This is a genomic window from Alphaproteobacteria bacterium (genome assembly GCA_033344895.1).
GTDB lineage: Bacteria > Pseudomonadota > Alphaproteobacteria > UBA8366 > Aestuariispiraceae > Pacificispira.
The window spans coordinates 1,827,005-1,845,932 of the sequence record JAWPMN010000001.1; the positions used below are offsets into that span (position 1 = coordinate 1,827,005).

The 18,928-nt window shown below is 63.1% G+C and carries 19 protein-coding genes; 5 read left to right on the forward strand and 14 right to left on the reverse strand.

Annotated features, from left to right (window positions below):
- Positions 1–100 precede the first annotated feature (100 nt).
- The 7 genes from R8L07_09010 to ugpB form a co-directional block, all read right to left on the reverse strand.
- Entirely contained in the window at positions 101–751 is a 651-nt protein-coding gene (locus R8L07_09010) for a hypothetical protein (GenBank protein ID MDW3205673.1), read from the reverse strand.
- Between the two features lie 294 nt (positions 752–1,045).
- Entirely contained in the window at positions 1,046–2,179 is a 1,134-nt protein-coding gene (locus R8L07_09015; protein MDW3205674.1) for a type III PLP-dependent enzyme, read from the reverse strand.
- Positions 2,180–2,637: 458 nt separating this feature from the next.
- Positions 2,638–3,594: a glycerophosphodiester phosphodiesterase family protein gene (locus R8L07_09020; protein MDW3205675.1), complete on the reverse strand. Its 957-nt coding sequence runs from the start codon at positions 3,592–3,594 to the stop codon at positions 2,638–2,640.
- The gene (ugpC, locus tag R8L07_09025; GenBank protein MDW3205676.1) at positions 3,594–4,649 is read right to left on the reverse strand and encodes a sn-glycerol-3-phosphate ABC transporter ATP-binding protein UgpC; all 1,056 of its coding nucleotides are present in this window, start codon (positions 4,647–4,649) and stop codon (positions 3,594–3,596) included. The genes R8L07_09020 and ugpC overlap by 1 nt, the downstream gene beginning before the upstream one ends.
- Before the next feature lie 3 nt (positions 4,650–4,652).
- Positions 4,653–5,489, reverse strand: coding sequence for a sn-glycerol-3-phosphate ABC transporter permease UgpE (gene ugpE, locus R8L07_09030; protein MDW3205677.1), 837 nt, complete (start codon positions 5,487–5,489; stop codon positions 4,653–4,655).
- Between the two features lie 20 nt (positions 5,490–5,509).
- The gene (gene ugpA / locus R8L07_09035) at positions 5,510–6,391 is read right to left on the reverse strand and encodes a sn-glycerol-3-phosphate ABC transporter permease UgpA (GenBank protein ID MDW3205678.1); all 882 of its coding nucleotides are present in this window, start codon (positions 6,389–6,391) and stop codon (positions 5,510–5,512) included.
- Between the two features lie 54 nt (positions 6,392–6,445).
- The gene (gene ugpB, locus R8L07_09040; GenBank protein ID MDW3205679.1) at positions 6,446–7,756 is read right to left on the reverse strand and encodes a sn-glycerol-3-phosphate ABC transporter substrate-binding protein UgpB; all 1,311 of its coding nucleotides are present in this window, start codon (positions 7,754–7,756) and stop codon (positions 6,446–6,448) included.
- 168 nt (positions 7,757–7,924) lie between these two features.
- On the opposite strand from ugpB, the gene R8L07_09045 reads away from it, so the two are divergent.
- Positions 7,925–8,839: a LysR substrate-binding domain-containing protein gene (locus R8L07_09045; protein MDW3205680.1), complete on the forward strand. Its 915-nt coding sequence runs from the start codon at positions 7,925–7,927 to the stop codon at positions 8,837–8,839.
- 10 nt (positions 8,840–8,849) lie between these two features.
- On the opposite strand, the gene R8L07_09050 is transcribed toward R8L07_09045, so the two are convergent.
- On the reverse strand, positions 8,850–10,244 hold the full coding sequence (locus R8L07_09050; GenBank protein ID MDW3205681.1) for a hypothetical protein: 1,395 nt from the start codon (positions 10,242–10,244) through the stop codon (positions 8,850–8,852).
- A complete protein-coding gene (locus tag R8L07_09055) occupies positions 10,244–11,392 on the reverse strand; it encodes a hypothetical protein (protein ID MDW3205682.1) in 1,149 nt (382 codons plus the stop codon). Before R8L07_09055 ends, R8L07_09050 begins: the two co-directional genes overlap by 1 nt.
- Before the next feature lie 186 nt (positions 11,393–11,578).
- Here R8L07_09055 and R8L07_09060 point away from each other — a divergent pair, with 186 nt between their 5' ends.
- From R8L07_09060 to meaB, 3 genes are read left to right on the forward strand one after another with little or no spacing between them, the layout of a single operon-like run.
- A complete protein-coding gene (locus tag R8L07_09060; protein MDW3205683.1) occupies positions 11,579–12,175 on the forward strand; it encodes a GNAT family N-acetyltransferase in 597 nt (198 codons plus the stop codon).
- 23 nt (positions 12,176–12,198) lie between these two features.
- Complete coding sequence (locus R8L07_09065; protein MDW3205684.1) at positions 12,199–12,633, forward strand: hypothetical protein; 435 nt, start codon at positions 12,199–12,201, stop codon at positions 12,631–12,633.
- A gap of 10 nt (positions 12,634–12,643) precedes the next feature.
- Entirely contained in the window at positions 12,644–13,627 is a 984-nt protein-coding gene (gene meaB / locus R8L07_09070) for a methylmalonyl Co-A mutase-associated GTPase MeaB (GenBank protein ID MDW3205685.1), read from the forward strand.
- Between the two features lie 34 nt (positions 13,628–13,661).
- Here meaB and pip read toward each other — a convergent pair whose 3' ends face one another.
- Complete coding sequence (pip, locus tag R8L07_09075; GenBank protein MDW3205686.1) at positions 13,662–14,612, reverse strand: prolyl aminopeptidase; 951 nt, start codon at positions 14,610–14,612, stop codon at positions 13,662–13,664.
- A gap of 74 nt (positions 14,613–14,686) precedes the next feature.
- On the opposite strand from pip, the gene R8L07_09080 reads away from it, so the two are divergent.
- Positions 14,687–15,508 carry a thermonuclease family protein gene (locus R8L07_09080; GenBank protein MDW3205687.1) on the forward strand — a complete coding sequence of 274 codons (822 nt, stop codon included), beginning with the start codon at positions 14,687–14,689 and terminating at the stop codon, positions 15,506–15,508.
- On the opposite strand, the gene R8L07_09085 is transcribed toward R8L07_09080, so the two are convergent.
- From R8L07_09085 to R8L07_09100, 4 genes are all read right to left on the reverse strand, one after another.
- Positions 15,495–16,379 (reverse strand): RNA polymerase factor sigma-32, encoded by an 885-nt coding sequence (locus tag R8L07_09085; GenBank protein MDW3205688.1) that lies wholly within the window; start codon positions 16,377–16,379, stop codon positions 15,495–15,497. The two genes, R8L07_09080 and R8L07_09085, sit on opposite strands and share 14 nt — an antisense overlap.
- A gap of 261 nt (positions 16,380–16,640) precedes the next feature.
- A complete protein-coding gene (locus R8L07_09090; protein MDW3205689.1) occupies positions 16,641–17,444 on the reverse strand; it encodes a hypothetical protein in 804 nt (267 codons plus the stop codon).
- 204 nt (positions 17,445–17,648) lie between these two features.
- Positions 17,649–18,152 carry a CarD family transcriptional regulator gene (locus R8L07_09095; protein MDW3205690.1) on the reverse strand — a complete coding sequence of 168 codons (504 nt, stop codon included), beginning with the start codon at positions 18,150–18,152 and terminating at the stop codon, positions 17,649–17,651.
- A gap of 428 nt (positions 18,153–18,580) precedes the next feature.
- On the reverse strand, positions 18,581–18,919 hold the full coding sequence (locus tag R8L07_09100) for a ferredoxin family protein (GenBank protein MDW3205691.1): 339 nt from the start codon (positions 18,917–18,919) through the stop codon (positions 18,581–18,583).
- Positions 18,920–18,928: the final 9 nt, after the last annotated feature.

Below are 18,928 nucleotides of genomic sequence, written 5' to 3' on the forward strand. Positions count from 1 at the left end.
AGATGCCGAATTCCGTCGAAAAAGAACTGGGACTTTTTGGGGTAAATCTGCTGCCAACACGTTCTTCAAGTGCGCGCCGGACGGTCTACGCCTGATGATTTCAGAGAAGAGACGTCCAATAGTCGATGCGTGGGGTGCACGCATGGGCGGGGTTTGCCAGAAACGACTTCGGGTTTTCTACCTGGTCGAAACGCATGCGCGACGGCGACCAATTGTACACCTCGTTCCCACCTTCGGCTTCCACCAGAAGAACGCCGTGGAAATACCAGACTTGGCCCATTTTGTATCCGCTCGCCGTGGTGAAAAAGGAGAAGCCCCTGAGGTCGAGGAACGAAGTCACCTTGTCGTCGCGGAAATGTCCGCCAATACAGAAGCGGCGGTTTTCGGCCAGGGTCTCAGCCTGAACCACAACGATTGCAACCACTGACAAAGACCAAATAGCTGCGGATACGGCAAAGGCTTGGCACCCGGAAGCGATCCAACGGCGTTTCCGTCCACTGCTTTCTGACCTGAATGCCAGGAGAGCCGCGATGATCGCAGCGCCGATTGCGGAACCTTGGAGAAGAACCAGGACGTCTCCGGCGCCGCCCAGCATTGCGGCGAGTAGCGTCAGAATAGAACCGAAAACCCAGACGCATCCGGCGAGGAAAGAAGCGCAATGCTGCGACATAAGCATTGGGTGGAACCGGTGGAGGACAACGAGGAACAGGGGGATCACCGGTGCGATCAAAACAACTAGTGCCGATAGCATGAGACCTTCGGTTCCGTCGGCCTCACGAATGGAGATAACCGATGAAGGCGTTAACCCGGCAGCCACGACCAAAGCCGAGGCAAGCCGTCGCCGAAATGGGCTACAGGGGACCCGGCGAAGCCATGTTCGTGAAACAGACGTCATCGGCGAAAGCTCTAATGTCGATCGCGGGCATTAGGCTAGGAATTTTTGTCGAAATTAGGACACTTATGGGACCAAATGGCACCGGCGCGCGCCGTTTGAGGCGCGCAGCCGGTGCCATGGCCGCCCACTGACTTCAGATAAGCCGGGACTTTAGATGCAGACGGCGTCCAGCGGGGGGAAACCGTTGAAGCCGACCGACGAATAGGTCGTCGTGTAGGCGCCGGTGCCCAGGATCCAGATCCGGTCGCCGTCCTGCAGGTTCATCGGCAGGCTGTAGGCGGTCTTCTCGTACAGGACATCGGCGCTGTCGCAGCTCGGGCCCGCGATGACAACCGGGCCCTCCGGGCCGCCACAATCGGGCGTCTCGAAGCGGTAGCGGATGGCTTCGTCCATGGTCTCGGCCAGGCCGGAAAACTTGCCGATATCCAGATAGACCCAGCGACGGTCGTCGCCGTCGCCTTTTTCCGAGACCAGCACGACTTCCGCGGCGATGCAGCCGGCATCCGCGACCAGGCCGCGACCCGGCTCGGCGATCAGGGCGACATTCAGGTCGCCGAAATGGCGCAGGGCGAAAGCCCGGACGGTTTCCGCATAGTCGCGCGGGTCCTGGGCGGCGGATCGGGTCATGGTGGCGGGGAATCCGCCGCCCAGATTGACCAGGCCGATTTCGACGCCGCGCGCCGCCAGGCGGTCGATCAGCGCGCGGGCGCGGGCGAAGCAGCGGTCCCAGGCGCCCAGATCGCCCTGTTGCGATCCGACATGGAAGGAAATGCCCGGACGCTGGAAGCCCAGCTCCACGGCCCGGACCAGCAGTTCTTCGGCCATCGTGTCGGCACAGCCGAATTTCTTGCCCAGGGGCCATTCAGCGCCGGTTCCGTCCACCAGGACGCGACAGTAGACGCCGGTCCCCGGCGCGGCTTCCGCCAGTTTCTCCAGTTCGGCTTCACTGTCGAAGGCGAATAGCGGCACGCCGGCAGAATGCGCGAAGGCGATGTCGGATCGGCGTTTGATCGTGTTGCCGAAGGACAGGCGCGACGCGGGGATGCCCAGCGCCAGGCACTGCTCGATCTCACCACGGCTGGCGACGTCGAAATTGCTGCCTTCGGCGGCCAGGCGGGCGAGGAGCTGCGGCGCCGGGTTGGCCTTGACGGCGTAGTGGATGCGCGCCGGGGACAGGGCGTCCGCCAGCACGCGGTAGCGGTCGGCGACGGCGTCCAGGTCCATGACCAGGGTCGGTCGGTCGAAACGGGCATCGGCCATGAATTCGGCCAGACGCCCGGTCAGCGCGGTCGGTGCCGGCTGGCCGCCGTCGATGATGCGCAGGCGGGTGCGGGCACCCAGATCTTCGGAAACAATAGCGGTCTCGGCGGCCGCACGGCCGCCCGTCACAATACCCATATCCCGGCACTCCCTTCCGGATGGGGTTCCGCCGTCCCTCATGGGGTGTCCACTTGGGGATCGCACGGTACCCGAGCTGTCCAAAAAGGACGCCTCCGTCGTTACATACACCCATCCGGCGATCCAACTCGGACCGGGGGACAGGATCGGGGCGGGCCGGGATATACCAGAACTGTTCTGGAGGCCTCTCCCGATCGCAGGGGCCAGTGGCACGTGCGTCGAGCGTCAACACGAGATCGCATATAAAGCCGATCGCGACCGGTGAGATGTCTCATTTCCGGGGAGGAGGAATGCGAAAAATGCATGACGCGCATCGATTTTTCGGTCGCCGGCCGCGTCGGCCGCTATTGCTGCCCCGGCTGTTCTAGCTGCCAGCGGAATCCGCGATCGGAAAGGCGCCGCTGGACCCGCCCCGGATAGTCCGAAACGATCGCATCGACGCCGAGATCGATCATCCTGTCGATATCGGCGGCCTCGTTGACGGTCCAGACGGCAATGCACAATCCGAGTTCCCTGGCCCGGGCGGCGGTCCTGGCGGTGAGGTCGTCATAGTACGGACACCACAGCATTCCGCCGGCCTCTTTCACCATGTCGGGAACCGCGTCTTCCCGCCCCTGGAAATCCGGGCTGACGGTCCTGGACGAATCTTCCCCGGCATCGTCCGCCTTGTCCGGAAGCTTTGTCAGATAGGAGGCCGGCATGTCCGGCGCCTGGCGCTGGCATTCCGCCAAAAGGTTCCAGTCGAAGCTGTGCAGGATCGTGCGCCGGTCGAGATTCGCGCTCCGCACCTCCGCTACAACCACCTCCACCAGCGTCTTCCGATAGTCGGCGTCCCCGGCAAGGTCGGGGTCGGATTTCAGCTCGAGCATGAGATGCGCATCGGAGAACCTGGCCTCCGACACCAGGCGCAGCAGATCTGAAAGTCGGGGGACCCGAACGCCGTCAAACTGCGCCTGATCGGGAAACCGGCGGCCGTAATCCGTCAGCCCGTCCAGCCGTCCGATGTCGAACTGTCCGATCTCGTCCAGGGTCAAGGACGATACTTTCGGTTCCTCGCCGACAAGAAACCGGCCGTCCGGGCCGCGGAATGTCGGGGCATGAAGACGGTGGTTATGAGTGATGACCGGCACATTGTCACCGGTCAGGACGACATCGAATTCCAGCAGATTCGTGCCTGTCGAGAGCGTGAATTCGAAACCGATCAGTGAGTTTTCGGGCAGAATGCCGCGTGCGCCACGATGTCCGATGACGCGGATCATGTCGTCACCGCCCCGGAATGCGTCGACCTGAGAGAAACGCATCAGTTCGGAAGCCTTTGCCCGGTCTGACCGTCAAACAGATGGATATGGTCGGGCTTAACCGAGAACCGCAATTCAATTCCCTTGTCGCCGACCGGGTGCACGCCGGGCATGCTGATCGTGATGGCATCTCCCGTCGCGGCAAGATTTCCGTGCAGCAACGTGTTGGCGCCCAGCGGCTCCGCCATCAGGACCTTCGCCGCGATCGGTCCCTGCTCGTCACGCACCAGGTGCTCCGGCCGGATGCCGAGCTTCACATCGGCCTTCAGATCGGGGGCGGCACCGATTTCGACACCCCCGACCCGGGCGACACCGCCCTCGAGCCGGGCGTCAAACACGTTCATCGCGGGGCTTCCGATGAACTGTGCCGCAAACAGCGTGTGCGGTGTCTCATAGACTTCCAGCGGCGTGCCGATCTGCTCCACGACACCGCCATTCATGACGATCATGCGGTCCGCCATTGTCATGGCTTCGACCTGGTCATGGGTCACATAGAGCGATGTGATGCCCAGTTTTTCCTGCAGTTCGCGGATTTCGAGGCGCATCTGCACGCGCAGCTTGGCGTCGAGATTTGACAGGGGCTCATCGAAGAGAAAGACCGCCGGTTCCCGCACAATGGCCCGTCCCATGGCGACCCGCTGGCGCTGACCGCCGGACAGTTGCCGGGGCTTTCGGTCAAGCAGCGGCTCCAGCTGCAGGAGCTTTGCCGCTTCCTGAACCTTCTGGGCGATCGTTGCCTTGGGGAGGCCCTTGATCTTCAGCCCATAGCCCATGTTCTGGCGCACCGACATATGCGGGTAGAGCGCATAATTCTGAAACACCATGGCGATATCCCGATCCATGGGTTCCTTTTCATTCGCCAGATCGTCGCCGATGAAGACCTCGCCCGATGTGACGGTTTCCAGACCGGCGACCATGCGCAGCAAGGTGGATTTTCCGCAGCCGGAAGGACCGACGATGACGATGAACTCGCCATTCTCGATCGCGACATCGACGCCGTGGATCACCTCCGTCGAACCAAAGCTTTTCTTCACATTTCTCAGAGTAACGGTCGCCATGTTCTATTTCTCACTATCGACGAGGCCACGGACAAACAGCTTCTGCATCGACACGACAACGATCACCGGCGGGATCATTGCGAGGATCGACGTTGCCATGATGACCGGCCAGTCCGCCCAATCGTCCCCCGACGGGAACATCTGCTTGATGCCCATCACGATCGTGTTCATTTCCGGGTCCGTGGTGATCAGAAGCGGCCACAGATATTGGTTCCAGCCATAGATGAACAGAATGACGAACAGGGCCGCCACGTTGGTCCGGCTCATCGGGACGACGATGTCGATGAAGAACCGCATCGGGCGCGCGCCATCCACCCGGGCCGCCTCTGCCAGCTCGTCCGGAATGGTCAGAAAGAACTGCCGGAAGAGGAAGGTCGCCGTGGCCGACGCGATCAGCGGCAGGATCAGGCCGGAATAGCTGTTCAGCATGCCGAACCCGGCAACGACCTCATAGGTCGGGACGATGCGCACCTCGACCGGCAGCATCAGGGTGAGGAAGATCAGCCAGAAGAAGGTCGTACGCCCGGGAAAGCGGAAATAGACGATCGCGAAGGCCGACAGCAGCGAGATGATGATCTTGCCGACCGCGATGCCGACCGCCATCACAAGGCTGTTGAGCAACATCGTCATGACCGGGACGTTCACCCCGGAAAAGAGCGCCGCCTTGTAGTTCTCAAGGAACCGGTCGCCCGGCCAGATCGGCATCGGAGGAGACACGATATCGGGCTGGGTCACGGTGGAGGCGACGAATGCGAGCCAGATCGGAAAGAAGATGACCAGCACGCCCGCGATCATGAACACATGGGTCAGCCACAGACCGGCGCCGCGCTTTTCCACCATGCCGCTGACTTGGCGAGACATCAGTAATGCACCTTGCGTTCGATGTATTTGAACTGGACCACCGTCAGCAGGCCGACGACGACCAGGAGGATCACCGACTGGGCCGATGAGGACCCGAGATCCTGACCGACGAAGCCGTCCGAGAAGACCTTGTAGACCAGGATGGTCGTCGACTGCTGCGGCCCGCCGGCGGTGATCGTGTGGATCACGCCGAAGGTCTCGAAGAATGAATAGACGACATTGACGACCAGCAGGAAGAAGGTGGTCGGCGACAGAAGCGGCAGAACGATGGTGAAGAAGCGTCGCCAGAACCCGGCGCCGTCGATCGCGGCCGCTTCGATGACCGAGCGTGGTACCGACTGCAGCGCCGCGAAGAAGAACAGGAAGTTGTAGCTGATGCGACCCCAGGCGGACGCGACGACCACCAATCCCATGGCTTCGCCGCCGTTCAGGACATGGTTCCAGTCATAGCCGAGTTGGCCGAGATACCAGGAAATGACGCCGACCCGGGTGTTGAACATGAAAAGCCACAAAACGCCAGCGACGGCCGGTGCCACCGCATAGGGCCAGATCAGGAGCGTGCGATACACCCCCGATCCCTTGATCAGACGATCGGCGACGACGGCGAGAAACAGCGCCGGGACCATCGAACAGAGCGTGACGAGGATCGAGAATACCGCCGTGGTCAGGAACGAGGCGCGGTAGAATTTGTCGCTAAGCAGATATTCGAAGTTTCCCAGGCCCACAAATCGGGACGAAAGGCCGAACGGATCCGGGATGAACAGGGATTGCCAGACTGCCTGGGCGGCCGGATAGAAAAAGAAGACCGCCGAAATGATCACCTGCGGAGCAATCAGCAGGACCGGCAGCCACCAGCCACGAAATGTTACGCGCTTTTCCATGTCGGGAATCCAGAAAAATGCGGGCTCCGAAGAGCCCGCATTCAAGATCAAGCCTTAGCGGTTCGCCGACTCGAACCGGCGCAACAGGACATCGCCCCGTTCCTTGGCACTGTCCATGGCTTCCTGTGCGGTCTTGTCACCGGACCAGATCGCCTCGAGTTCTTCGTCGATGATCCCGCGAATCTGATCGAAGGAACCAAGACGAAGACCCTTGGAATTCGCGGTCGGCTGCTTCGCGGTCATCTGGATGACGGCGATGTCGGTGCCCGGGTTCTGCTCATAGAATCCCGACGCACGGGTCGCTTCCGAAGCTTCCGCCGTGATCGGGAGGTAGCCGGTGTTCTGATGCCATGCCGCCTGGACATCCGAGGTCGAGAGGTAGCTCAGGAACTCCCCGACGCCCTTGTATTCGGCATCGTCATGGCCGGCCATGACCCAGAGCGACGCGCCGCCGATGATCGTGTTCTGCGGCTCGTCCACCAGGGACTTCCAGTAAGGCAGGGGGCGAACGTCGAAATCGAACTTCGCTTCCGCGCTGATCCCGGCATACCCGGCGGAGCTTTCCGTAAACAGCGCGCATTCGCCGGCACGGAAATTGGCGCCCCCTTCGTTCCGACGGCCGGTGTAGATGAACTTGCCATCCTTTGCCCATTCACCCATCGCGGAGAGATGCGCAACCTGGGCCGGGCCGTTCAGCATCAGCTCCGTATCCAGCCCGGAGAAACCGTTGTCCTTAGAGGCGAACGGGACGTCGTGATAGGCCGAGAAATTCTCCAGATGGATCCAGCTCTGCCACGCGGTCACCAGCGGACATTCCTCGCCACCCGCCTTCAACTGGTCCAGAACTTCGCCGACATTTTCCCATGTCGACAGGTCGGTATCGGGATCGACCCCCGCGGCCTTCATCGCATCGCGGTTCACCCACAGGACCGGGGTGGAGGAGTTGAACGGCAGGGACAGCATCTGGCCGTCCGTGCTGGTGTAATAGCCTTTGACGGCACCGATATAGGCGTCGGGATCGAAGTTTGCGCCACTTTCGGCCATCACTTCATGAACCGGCTTGATCGCGCCGCCGGCGGCCATCATCGTCGCGGTTCCGACTTCGAACACCATCAGGATGTGGGGCTGTTCGCCGGCGCGGAAGGCCGCGATGCCGGCGTTCAGGGTCTCGGAATAGTTCCCCTTGTGACTGGCGACGACGACATAATCGTCCTGGCTCGCGTTGAACTCCGAAACCTGGGCGGCGACAAGCTCGCCAAGCCGTCCAGTGAACGCATGCCAGAAATTGATTTCCGTTTGGGCCATGGCCGTGACGGGCAGAAGTAACGTGGACGCAGCAACAGCGCCCAGTAGCAGCTTTTTCATGTTTCCTCCCTGCATCATTTTTTGATGCGTCTGTTACGCCCTCAGGCGGAATGCGCACACTGAACCTTGGAAGTTCATTACGGCGGCATTCAAGCAGGATATAATTCAAGTGACAACTATTGGAGTGAAATATAACATTTTGTTATAAAAGTGCAGAAGGGAGACCCCATGAGGCAGGGATTGAGGATTCGGCAGCTGGAGGCCCTGATGGCGGTGTCGGCCAACGGCTCGATAACCGCCGCGGCGACAGAGCTGGGCATCAGCCAGCCGGCGGTCAGCCGCCTCCTGTCCGACCTGCGGAAAGTGCTCGGGTTTCAGCTGTTCGACAAACGGGACGGGCAACTGACGCCGTCGCAGGAAGTCCGAATCCTGCAGCCCGACATCAAGAGAGTGCTGGAGCTGATGCGGCAGATTTCCGACGTCAGTCAGGACATCACCAAGCGCAAGGCCGGGCATATCAATATCGCATGTCTGCCGGGATTCGCGACCAGCCATCTGCCGGGCGTGGTCGCCAGCTTTCTCAAACACCGGCCGGGGGTCAGTCTGACCATCGAGCCGGATCGCCCTGAGCGGATTCTCGAATGGATGATCGGAGAACAGTACGATTTCGGCATTACCGACGGGTTTTTCGGGCATCCCGCCGTCGACAGTCAGGTGGTCGAGGTCAACACGGTCTGTGTCTTTCCGACAGGCCACAAGCTGGAAGCCCGGGACAGCATCAGCCCCAGGGATCTGGCAAAGGAAAGCATCATCCACACCCGGCGCGACAGCGACTTCTTCATTCAACTGTCAAAAGCGTTTCAGGATGCCCATGTCGAGTTGAACTCGCATATCGAAGTGCGCCAGTTCACGGCGGCCTGTGAGTTGACCTGCGAGCGGGTCGGCGTGGCCGTCGTGAGCGAGCTGGACGCGGTCAAATATGTCGGCAAGGGCTTGAGCTACAGACCGTTTCTGCCACGGCTTCCGCATGCCCTGTCCCTTGTCCGCCCGACGCACAAGACGCCGTCGCTGATCGCGTTGGAGTTCATGGAGTATTTCAAGGAAAGCCTGAAACCCTACGCCTTGGCAGGTCGCCGAACCTAAAGCGCCTGGGCTATTTCAGCATCGTGTTGTTCAGGGCGGCGTTGCCGCGGCGTCGCAACAGGTCGGCGGTGTCGGAATTCGTGATCAGTTCGACAAGGCGCACGGTCGTGGCCAGATGCGCCGCGGCCTGGGGCTTATGATCCGGATCGACCTTGGGCAGTTTCTCGATGATCTTGGCGGCGTATTTCTCCAGATCCTTGCGCAACTGTCCGACCTTGCTCTGACAGGCGGATTGCAGGCCGATCTGTTCGGCGATGCGGGAGGCCTCGCCGAGGGCGCGGGCGCGCCGCTCCGAAATCTCGAACTTCAGCTCGTCCGGGAAGGTGGTGAAATCGGGCGTGCCGTTCCCCTTGTTGGGCAGCATGTCCAGAACGGTATCCTGCGCCGTGGCAAGTACCAGATTTTCCACCGCTGCGCTGACTTTGCCGCGGCAGCCATACATGCGCTGCCCCCATTCGCCGTCGCGCCGGATGCCGATGTCGCTGGTAATGCCCTTGAAGGCGGCGGCGAAGCGCTTGGCTTTCGCGATCACATCGGTTTCCGTCGCTCTCGGGGCGTCGGCGGCTTCCGCCACGGCGTCGGCATCCTTCTCCAGCGCCGTGATGACGATGTTGCCGGCGATCCCCAGATCCGAATTGGCGGTCAGCGTGTCGTCCAGCTTGCGCGACAGGGCGCGGAAGACCTTGAGCACCGGGAAGGGCTGCAGCAGGCGCCCGATCAGGGCCAGCAGCAGATAGACCTCGTGATCCGGCGCCTCGGTCACGACGCGGTCGTAATGGCGTTTGACGATGGTCACCTGTTCCGGCGTGAAATTCAGGATCGGCTTGCGGGGCAGTTGTTCCTTCAGCGACTCGACAATATCAGCGATCTCCAGAACCGCGGCCATTTCGCGAATATCTTCCAGGCGTCGGGTGCCGCCGATCTTCTTGGCGGCGGCGCGAATCTCGCCCGGGTCGCTTCCGAGGCTTTCGTCCCAGGTCTTCAGTGCCTTGGCGGCCATGGCCCAAAGCTGCGACGCGGCGGCATTCTTGCGGTCGTCATCGCCCTTCTTCTGGGCCCGCACGAAGGCGTCGGCGACCGGTTCCCATTCCGTTCCGATGCGTTCGAGGACCAGATTCCACATCGGGCCGATCGACGCCCGGGCGATTGTCCCGGTCTGCTTGGGGTCGGGATCGCGGAAGTCCAGCATGTCTTCGAAGGGCAGGCACAGAATCCGCTGCGGCGTGAAGATGCGCGGCGCCCTTATCTCCGCCAGACGCGGACGCAACAGGGCCATGATCGCATCATGGGGGATGCCGAAACGGTTCTCCCCGCGGTCCAGTTCGATCTTGACCGCAAGTGTCTTCAGTTCCTTGTCGGGAAGCTGGTGCAGGAAGGCCCGCAATTGTTCTGCCGCGCTGCTCATCAGGGCTCCTTACGGAACTGTGAGAGCTTGTCCTTGGTATCCTGATCGAGGTCGGAATCGATCCGGTGCTGGCTGGTCTGGCCCCATCGGGTCTGGCTCTCGCGCAGGGTTTCCCACATCCCGATCTGCTCGCCAACCGCCTCTTCCGGCAGGATCGGCAGCTGCTGGGCGAAGACTTCCAGCGTATCACGCTGCAGGAACCGATCTCCGGCCCGCGCCGCATTCCAGGTGTCGATCACTCTCTGCCAGCCGTCCAACATCAGCGCCATACGATGGACGTGGTTCTTCAACGTCTTGTCGACGGCGTCGAAATCGCGCAGCGGTTCCGCCATGTTTCCGGCCAGCGCGTCCAGGGCCTGCAGATGGAAGCGGGCCTTCTCCGCCGCGCCCCGGGCCGCGGTGACGGTCCGTTGCGCCATTTCGGCGGTTTCCGGCGGTTCCTGGATCAGCCATTTGCTCAACTCGTCCGCCAGCCCCTCCAGCGTGACCAGCAGCGTCATCAGATAGCCGGCGACACTGCCGTCGGGCGATCCGACAGGGGCAATCCGGTCGGCCCAGCTTTCCAGCCGGGCATAGATCTTGTCACCGCGTTCACCGATCGACTGGGCATAGCCGCCCAGGGCATCGCGCGCCAGCTTCATGCCGTCCGGGGAGGCGATGGTCTTTTCGTTCAGATCCTTCACGCCGGGATGATTCGGCGCCAGCTGCGTGATTGCCATGCGCAGCAGGCCCAGCAGGATCATCGCCGGCTGTTCCTCGTCGGCGAGGCGTTCCTGTTTGGCACGCTTGGCCAGCGCCGGGCCGCCGAGGCCCGTCATGGCAACGCGGTTGGCGGTCTGTCGGATCATGGCCGGCGTGATCTCGCGCAGATGCGCCAGTTCTTCGTGCAGCGCCCGGTCGTGCACCGTCAGGTTGATGATTTCCGGCAGTACCTTGTAGGGGATGACATAGGTTTCCGCACCGCCCGCCAGGCCCGGCATCAGGATTTCCAGCGATCCGCCGGTCGGCCGGCGCAGGCGGGCATAGCTCAGAACGGAGGTGGTGAACGGCAGATAGGTGCCGCGTTTCAGAAATGTGGCGGGCAGCAGCGGCGTCTTGCTGCCACGCTTGGTCTTTGGCGCGGTTTCCCCGTTTGCCGGCCTGGCCATCCGCCCGATTCCTCCGTCTCCAGGTGCGGTCCCGGAGTAGCTTTTAATACACAATATCTGACCTAAACTGCCCCGCAGTTCAGGTGCAAGCCCCGTGTTTACCATAATTCGCGATTGGTGCAGAATATCTTAAAGCCCCGGACCGATCGCCGCCATGGCGGCGTGACAATAGCGGGATTCCACCCTTTGTCCTACCCAAGTCACAGCCAGGGCCTGCCGCCGTTACCACCCGGAATGGTGCTGCGCGAGGCGGGTCCCGACGATGTCGTCGGACTGCTGCGACTGGGGCGGTCCCTTCTGAGCGAAACCGACCATTTCGTGCGCCGGCCGGAAGAGCGGGCGGGCGACCCGTCGGACATGCAGCGCATTGTCGACCATTATGCCCGGACACCCGGCTGGGCGATGCTGAATCTCTGGGACGGGGAGCAACCGGTGGCGGAAGGGGTCCTGTCGGTGGGCGCGCTGGCCCGGACGGCACATGTCGGGACGCTGGGTATCGGCGTCCTGCGACGCTATTGGGGGCGCGGGCTGGGTCGGATCCTGATGGCGGAGCTGGAGCGACGGGCGGTCGAATCCGGGATCGAGCGGCTGGAATTCACGGTGCTGGATCATAATCGTCGGGCGCGGGACTTCTATCGGCGACTCGGTTATTCTGAGGAAGGACGGCGGGTCCGGTCGGTGCGATACGCCCCGGACGGGCCGTCCGAACCGGTCCGTTATGGCGACGAGATCGCCTTGGCGAAATGGATCGGGCCCGCCGATTGCATAACCGTCGGCGATTGATTGGCAAGAGCTGGAGCGATCCGATGGTCTGGAACCTGTTCGGCGGAAAAAAGAAGGCCGAGGCGAAGGCAAAGCTTCGCGCGAAATCGGCGATGCCGCCGGTCATGGCACCGGACGAGACCGGCACGCCGCCTGAGCGGCAGCGGGCGCTGCGGGAGGATCAGGTCGACGCCCTGACCGTCATGGCGGCGATCGAAAGCGCGAAACAGGAATTGGCCGAACGCGAAAACACCTTGCGCCGCCAGGCCCGCAGCCGGGCCGATGCCGGCCTTGCCGATCCGGCGGAAGACCCGGCCCAGGCGGCGGCGCGCAAGAAGCAGCTGATCCAGGCGGCCATGGCGGTGCACCGCCTGAAACAGTCTTCCTTCGACGGGTTGGACAACCAGTCGCGCGACAAGCTGCGCAAGATGGCGGAAAGCGCGCTGGGCGTCGGTCAGGGTCCGAAAAAGAGGTCGTGACGGCGCGGGTATGACGGATCTGGTTCAGACGCTTGCGGCGCGGTTGCGCGCCGGTGATCGACGCGCCCTGGCGAAGGCGGTGACCCTGGTCGAATCGGCCCGGGCCGACCACCGGGAACAGGCCGAGGCGCTGATCGCCGAAATCATGCCTGATACCGGGGGCGCCATGCGCGTCGGCATCTCCGGGGTGCCGGGCGTCGGCAAATCCACCTTCATCGAAGCCTTCGGCACCCATGTGACCGAACTGGGACACCGGATCGCGGTGCTGGCGGTCGATCCGAGTTCCAAGCGCGGTGGCGGTTCGATCCTGGGCGACAAGACACGCATGGAACTGCTGTCGCGCAACCGCGACGCCTTCATCCGCCCCTCCCCGGCCGGCGAAACCCTTGGCGGGGTCGCCCGGCGCACCCGGGAGAGTATGCTTCTGTGCGAGGCCGCCGGATTCGATGTGATCCTGGTCGAGACCGTCGGTGTCGGGCAGAGCGAAACCGCGGTGGCGGAGATGACGGACCTGTTCCTGCTGCTGCTGCTGCCGGCCGGCGGCGATGAACTGCAGGGGCTGAAGAAGGGGATCGTCGAACTGGCCGACATGATCCTGGTCAACAAGGCCGACGGCGCGCTGGCCGATCAGGCGCGGCGCACTGCAGCCGATTATCACGGTGCGCTCCGGTTGCTCAGCAAGGCCGGGGCCGACTGGACCGTGCCGGTCCTGCCGGTTTCCGCCCAGACCGGCGATGGCATCGCCGATGCCTGGACACGCATGGAGGCGTTCCGCGCGATGATGGCGGATAGCGGGGCGCTGACGGATCGGCGGGCGCAACAGGCGCGCAACTGGCTGTGGGACGAATTGTTGGCCGAAATGGCCCATCGCCTGAAATCCGATCCGGCCGTGCGGGATTTGCTGCCCCAGGTTCAGAAAGCGGTCGCGGACGGCGAAACTCCGGCGCCGGTCGGGGCGCGGCGTCTGATTGCGGCATTGTTGCAGGGCAAATAGGCGCATCCCGCGGGAAGGCGCCAGGTTCCGGTTCTCAGAAAGTCGCCTTCAGCGAATCCATCGTGTCGACCAGCGCGCGGATGATTCCGGGCTCGGTCGCGGAGTGGCCGGCATCGTCGACAATGCGCAGCCGCGCATCCGGCCAGGCCTGGACCAGATCGTAGGCGGAGGTCGGCGGGCAGACCACGTCGTAACGTCCCTGGACCACCACACCCGGAATGCCCGACAGGCGCCCGATATTGTCGAGAAGCTGGTTCTCTTCCAGAAACAGATTGTGGGCGAAGTAATGCGCTTCCAGCCGGGCCAGCGGCAGGGCCGCGTCGCGAAAGCCGACCGACCGGATGCTGTCGGCATTGGGGCGCAGGGTCGAACAGACCGCCTCGTAGCGGCTCCAGATCTCCGCGGCGCGGCCATGCACGGCCTCGTCCGGGTCGTTCAGACGCCGATTGTAGCCACCCAGCGGGTCGGCCCGTTCCTGCGGGTCCAGATGGCCCAGGAACCGGGCATGTTCTTCCGGAAAGAAGGTGCCCATGCCGTGCAGGAACCAGTCGATCTCCTTCTTGCGGCACAGGAATATCCCGCGCAGGACCAGCGACATGACGCGTTCCGGATGCGCCTCGGCATAGGCCAGGGCGAGGCTTGATCCCCAGGATCCGCCGAACACGATCCAGCGGTCGATGTCCAGCATCTTGCGTAGCGCCTCGATATCCTGGATCAGCCGGCCGGTATCGTTGTTGCGGATTTCCGCGGAAGGACGGGACCGTCCGGCGCCGCGCTGATCATGCAGCACGATGCGGTAGGCATCCGGATCGAAGAAGCGCCGATGTCCCGGAGTCGTGCCCGCCCCCGGACCGCCATGCAGGAAGCAGACGGGAATCCCGTTCTGGTTGCCGCTCTCCTCCCAATAGATACTATGCGGAGACTCCACGTCCAGGTGGCCGCGTCGGTTCGGTTCGATGGCGGGATAAAGCCGGTCTCGGGACATGAAGGGTCCTGTACTAGAGGGGCCTGTACTTGCGGGGCCTGCTGATAAGAAACAACCGGAAAGGCGTTTTCGCGGTGCAGTATGCCGACAGGGATCGGGCGGCGCAAAGCCGTTTCTCGCGCCGCTGCTTCGTCGCGGGGCTGGCGGGGGCCCCCTTTGCGTTTGCAACCGGCCGGGCCGGAGGGGCCGCTCCACCCGGGCCGCCGAGCTTTCTGGCGCGCGCGATCGCCGCGGAGGACGGCCGGATGCTGCGGCTTTCGGACGGTCGGCGCGTGGTCCTGCCCCATGTGCTGCCGCCGGGTCCCGACCGGCATGAACCGATGGCGGATACAGGGCCGATTCGCGCGGCTGCCCGGCACCTTGCGGACCGAGCCCTGGGGCGTGAGTTGCGGGTCGATCTGGCCGCGGTGCCGCAGGACCGGTACGGCCGGTTGCGAGCCCGCATTTCGGTGGACGGGCTCGATCTGGCGCAGGCCCTGTGCGCAGCGGGCACGGTGCGGGTCTTTCCGGAACCCGGCGCGGCGCCGGACCGGATCGCCGACCTGATCCGGGCGGAATCCCGGGCCCGAAAGACGGGTACAGGCTTCTGGTCCGATGGATTCTTCTCGGTCCTGCAGGCCGTGCCGCCGCCGACGGGCGTGGATCGGTTCGAGATCGTGACGGGAAGGGTGATCGCGGTCACCCCGGTGGGCGACCGCGACCATCTGGAATTCGGTCCGGATTGGCGTGTGGATTTCACCGCGGGTCTGGCGCGGCGGCTGCGCAGGGTGCTCGCTTCGCAGGGAAACGATGTCGATGCGCTGCCGGGCCGCCAGGTGACGGTGCGCGGCTGGCTGCGGTCCTGGAACGGACCGTTCATGGAAATCCGGGAGGCGACCGGCCTCACGCTTCCATGAGCAGGTCCATCGGACGGTCGACACGGCGCTCGATCGAGACCTTCAACTTCTGCATCGCCCGGTGCTCCAACTGGCGCACCCGCTCCTTGCTGACGCCCAGAACCTTGCCGAGCTCTTCCAGGGTTGCCCCGTCTTCCACGAGACGGCGGCGGTGGATGATGGTCTGCTCGCGTTCGCTCAGTTCCCCGATCGCCTCGCGCAGCCAGCGCGACCGGCTTTCCGCGTCCTTCAGGCCGGTGACGACCTCTTCCGGGCTCGGCCCCTCATCGGGCAGGAACCCCATCCATTCCTCATCGCCCTCCTCACCGACCTGGGCATTGAGGGACTGGTCCGAGGCGGACAACCGGCTTTCCATCTGTTCGACATCGCCGACATTCACTCTCAGCTCTTCGGCGATGGTCTGGCGCTGCTCCGGCGTCAGCTGTGTCGCCGAGGCATCGGTGATCTTGGCCCGAAGCCGCCGCAGGTTGAAGAACAGCGATTTCTGGGCGGCCGTCGTCCCGGTCCGGACGATCGACCAGTTGCGCAGCACGTAATCCTGCATGGCGGAGCGGATCCACCAACTGGCATAGGTCGAGAAGCGGACATCGCGTTCCGGTTCGAAGCGCGCCGCGGCCTGCATCAGGCCGACATTGCCCTCCTGAACCAGATCGCCCATCGGCAGCCCGTAATTGCGGAAGCGCGACGCCATGCTGATCACAAGCCGGGTGTAGCAGCTGACCAGTTCGTGCAGGGCATCTTCGTCGCCGTCGTCACGCCAGCGCCGACCCAGCTCCATTTCCAGTTCGCGCGTCAGAAGCGGCTGCTTCATGGATTGCCGGATGAAACGGACATTCGCGCGTTGTGTTGCCGGATCGTCGAGATGTGCCATGGTCCTGCTCCTTTCCGTGGGCCGCACGGTGGCGGCTCCGGATCCGCGATGACGCCCTGCAGAAATTTGCGGAGGCGATCTTGAACTCCCACCCAGCAATACGGATCGATCCCGTTAACGGATCATGGGTGGAGCAGAAATTCAGGGGGATGTGACGCGTTCGTGATCGGAAAAGTGCTGTTCCGACCCGGCATAGACACTTCGACGAAAGAAAAATTCGCGCAGGGGATCAGATAGATCGCGGCCGGCCGGTCGCCAGTGTCAGACGACGAGGCGTTCCAGAATGTCGCCCTCACCGTTCAGCAGCACTGCCGCCAGCTGTCCGCCGCGGCCCGCCCCGGCATCCAGCGACAGGGTATGTGCCCCTTCGACGATGCCCGCGGCATCCGGATCATAGCCGCGCACCACCCGGCGGAAGCCGCGATAGGGGCGGTCGATCTCGTCGAAACTGCGCGCGGCCCACCAGAAGGCATCGGTCTGGCGTGCCAGCGGCTTTTCGATGTCGAGCCCGGCATGGACGAACAGCAGCGATCCGTCCTCGGTATAGGCGGCCCGCTTGATCGCGTTCATCAGGGCATCGTGACCGGGCAGGGCGCGTGCCGTTTCGCGCAGACGGTTTGTCCAGTAGGTCAGGGCCAGCGTCCCTTCCTCCGCCTTCTGCAGCCCTTCCTCCAGATCGAATCCCAGCCCGGCGAGTTGCGCGGCGATGCCGCGGTTCCCCATCCAGGCCAGGACCTCGCGGGGATTGGGCGCGAACTGAAGCTGCATCAGCTTCCACCACATCTCTTCCTGCGCGCCGCGCAGATAGACGATGTCGTCGACATGCCTGAAGGGATAGAAGGACAGGAACCAGCGCCGGAAGCTCAGCAACTCCTCCAGGACGGCACTGCCCTGGACGCCATGCCCGAAATAATTGCCCAGATAGACGATCCGGTCGCCCTGCTGCGTATCCGAGACGATCCGGTCATGCACCTGAATCAGGGCGTCGACCCCGCCATGGATCGCCCCGACCGCCCAGATGCGGTCGACAGCGCGCAGTACGGTGAATCGTTCCGATTGACTCATGGATGAACGGAAACCGGGTTGCCGAAATGGAAGCTGCAGGGCGGGCCTGTCCCGCCTGACCGGACCCTAGTCGAGATTCTCCGGCGGTGGAAGCATCCAGACGCGGGAATCCGCCATCACGACCGTCAGGCGGGCGGAATCGAAACGGGCCCCGTCATCGGGGCCCGCTCGCTGCCGCATTTCGCGATACGGCGAAAGTCCGGATCAGGCCGCAGCCTTTTCCATCATTTCTTCCAGCTTCAGCGCCGCTTCTTCTTCGCCCAGGTCCTCGACCGCGGCGAATTCGCGCGCCAGACGGTCCAGGGCCGCCTGATAGAGCTGACGTTCACTGTAGGACTGGTCCGGCTGGTTGGCGTTGCGGAACAGGTCGCGGACGACCTCCGCGATCGCGACCGGATCGCCCGAATTGATCTTTGCTTCGTATTCCTGGGCCCGGCGCGACCACATGGTGCGGCGCACGCGGCTCTTGCCCTTCAGGGTCTTCAGCGCACTCTTCATCATCTCCGGCGAGGACAGCTTGCGCAGCCCCGACTTGTCCGCCTTGGCGACGGGGACGCGCAGGGTCATCCGGTCCTTGTCGAACTCGATAATGATGAGTTCGATCTTCTGGCCGGCGATCTCCTGGTCTTCGACGCCCAGCACCTTGCCGACGCCGTGCGTCGGGTAGACGACGAAATCACCCTTCGTATAGGCATTTTTCTGAGACATTCCTACTTCCTTATACCCTACCGTCACATCCATCCATATGGCCGCATCGATCCCGCCGCAGGCGCTCGCCTGCCTTCGCGGTTCCGATCGCGGATGCCGAACCCGGCAGTGGTATTTCCCGGGCCGACGGCGGATACCGGGAAATTCCGACCGAAAATCCCTGCGTCGAAACCTTTGCGGATTCGAACGTTGGGATCGTCAGCCTTTGGAAAGTACCGTCGAGAAATCGACGGCATCGGCCCTGTCGCGGACAAGTGCATTGGCGTCAGGAAGCCGGAAACTCTCCATATCTGCATAGAATATATCACAAAAACTGCGAATTTCCGAGTCCGGAATCGCCGTTTTCGCGGGTTTTTTGTGCAGCGCACGCAAAAAAGCCGGTCGCGCGCGTATGAAATGCGGTCTGGGGAGGCCGGGGCGCCGGCAGATCAGCTGCCTTCGCCCGGCTTTTCAGAGAAGTAGTTCTTGAACTTGTCCGGCACGCCCTGCCATTCGGCGGCATCCGCCGGCGGCGTCCCGATCTGCGTGATGTTCGGCCAGACCTCGGAATACTGCTTGTTGAGTTCCAGCCACTTCTCGGCTTCGCTTTCGGTGTCGGGCAGGATCGCCTCGGCCGGGCATTCCGGTTCGCAGACGCCGCAGTCGATGCATTCGTCCGGATGGATGACCAGCATGTTCTCGCCTTCATAGAAGCAATCCACCGGACAGACCTCGACACAGTCCATGTGCTTGCACTTGATGCAGTCTTCCGTGACGACGTAGGTCATATCGATCCC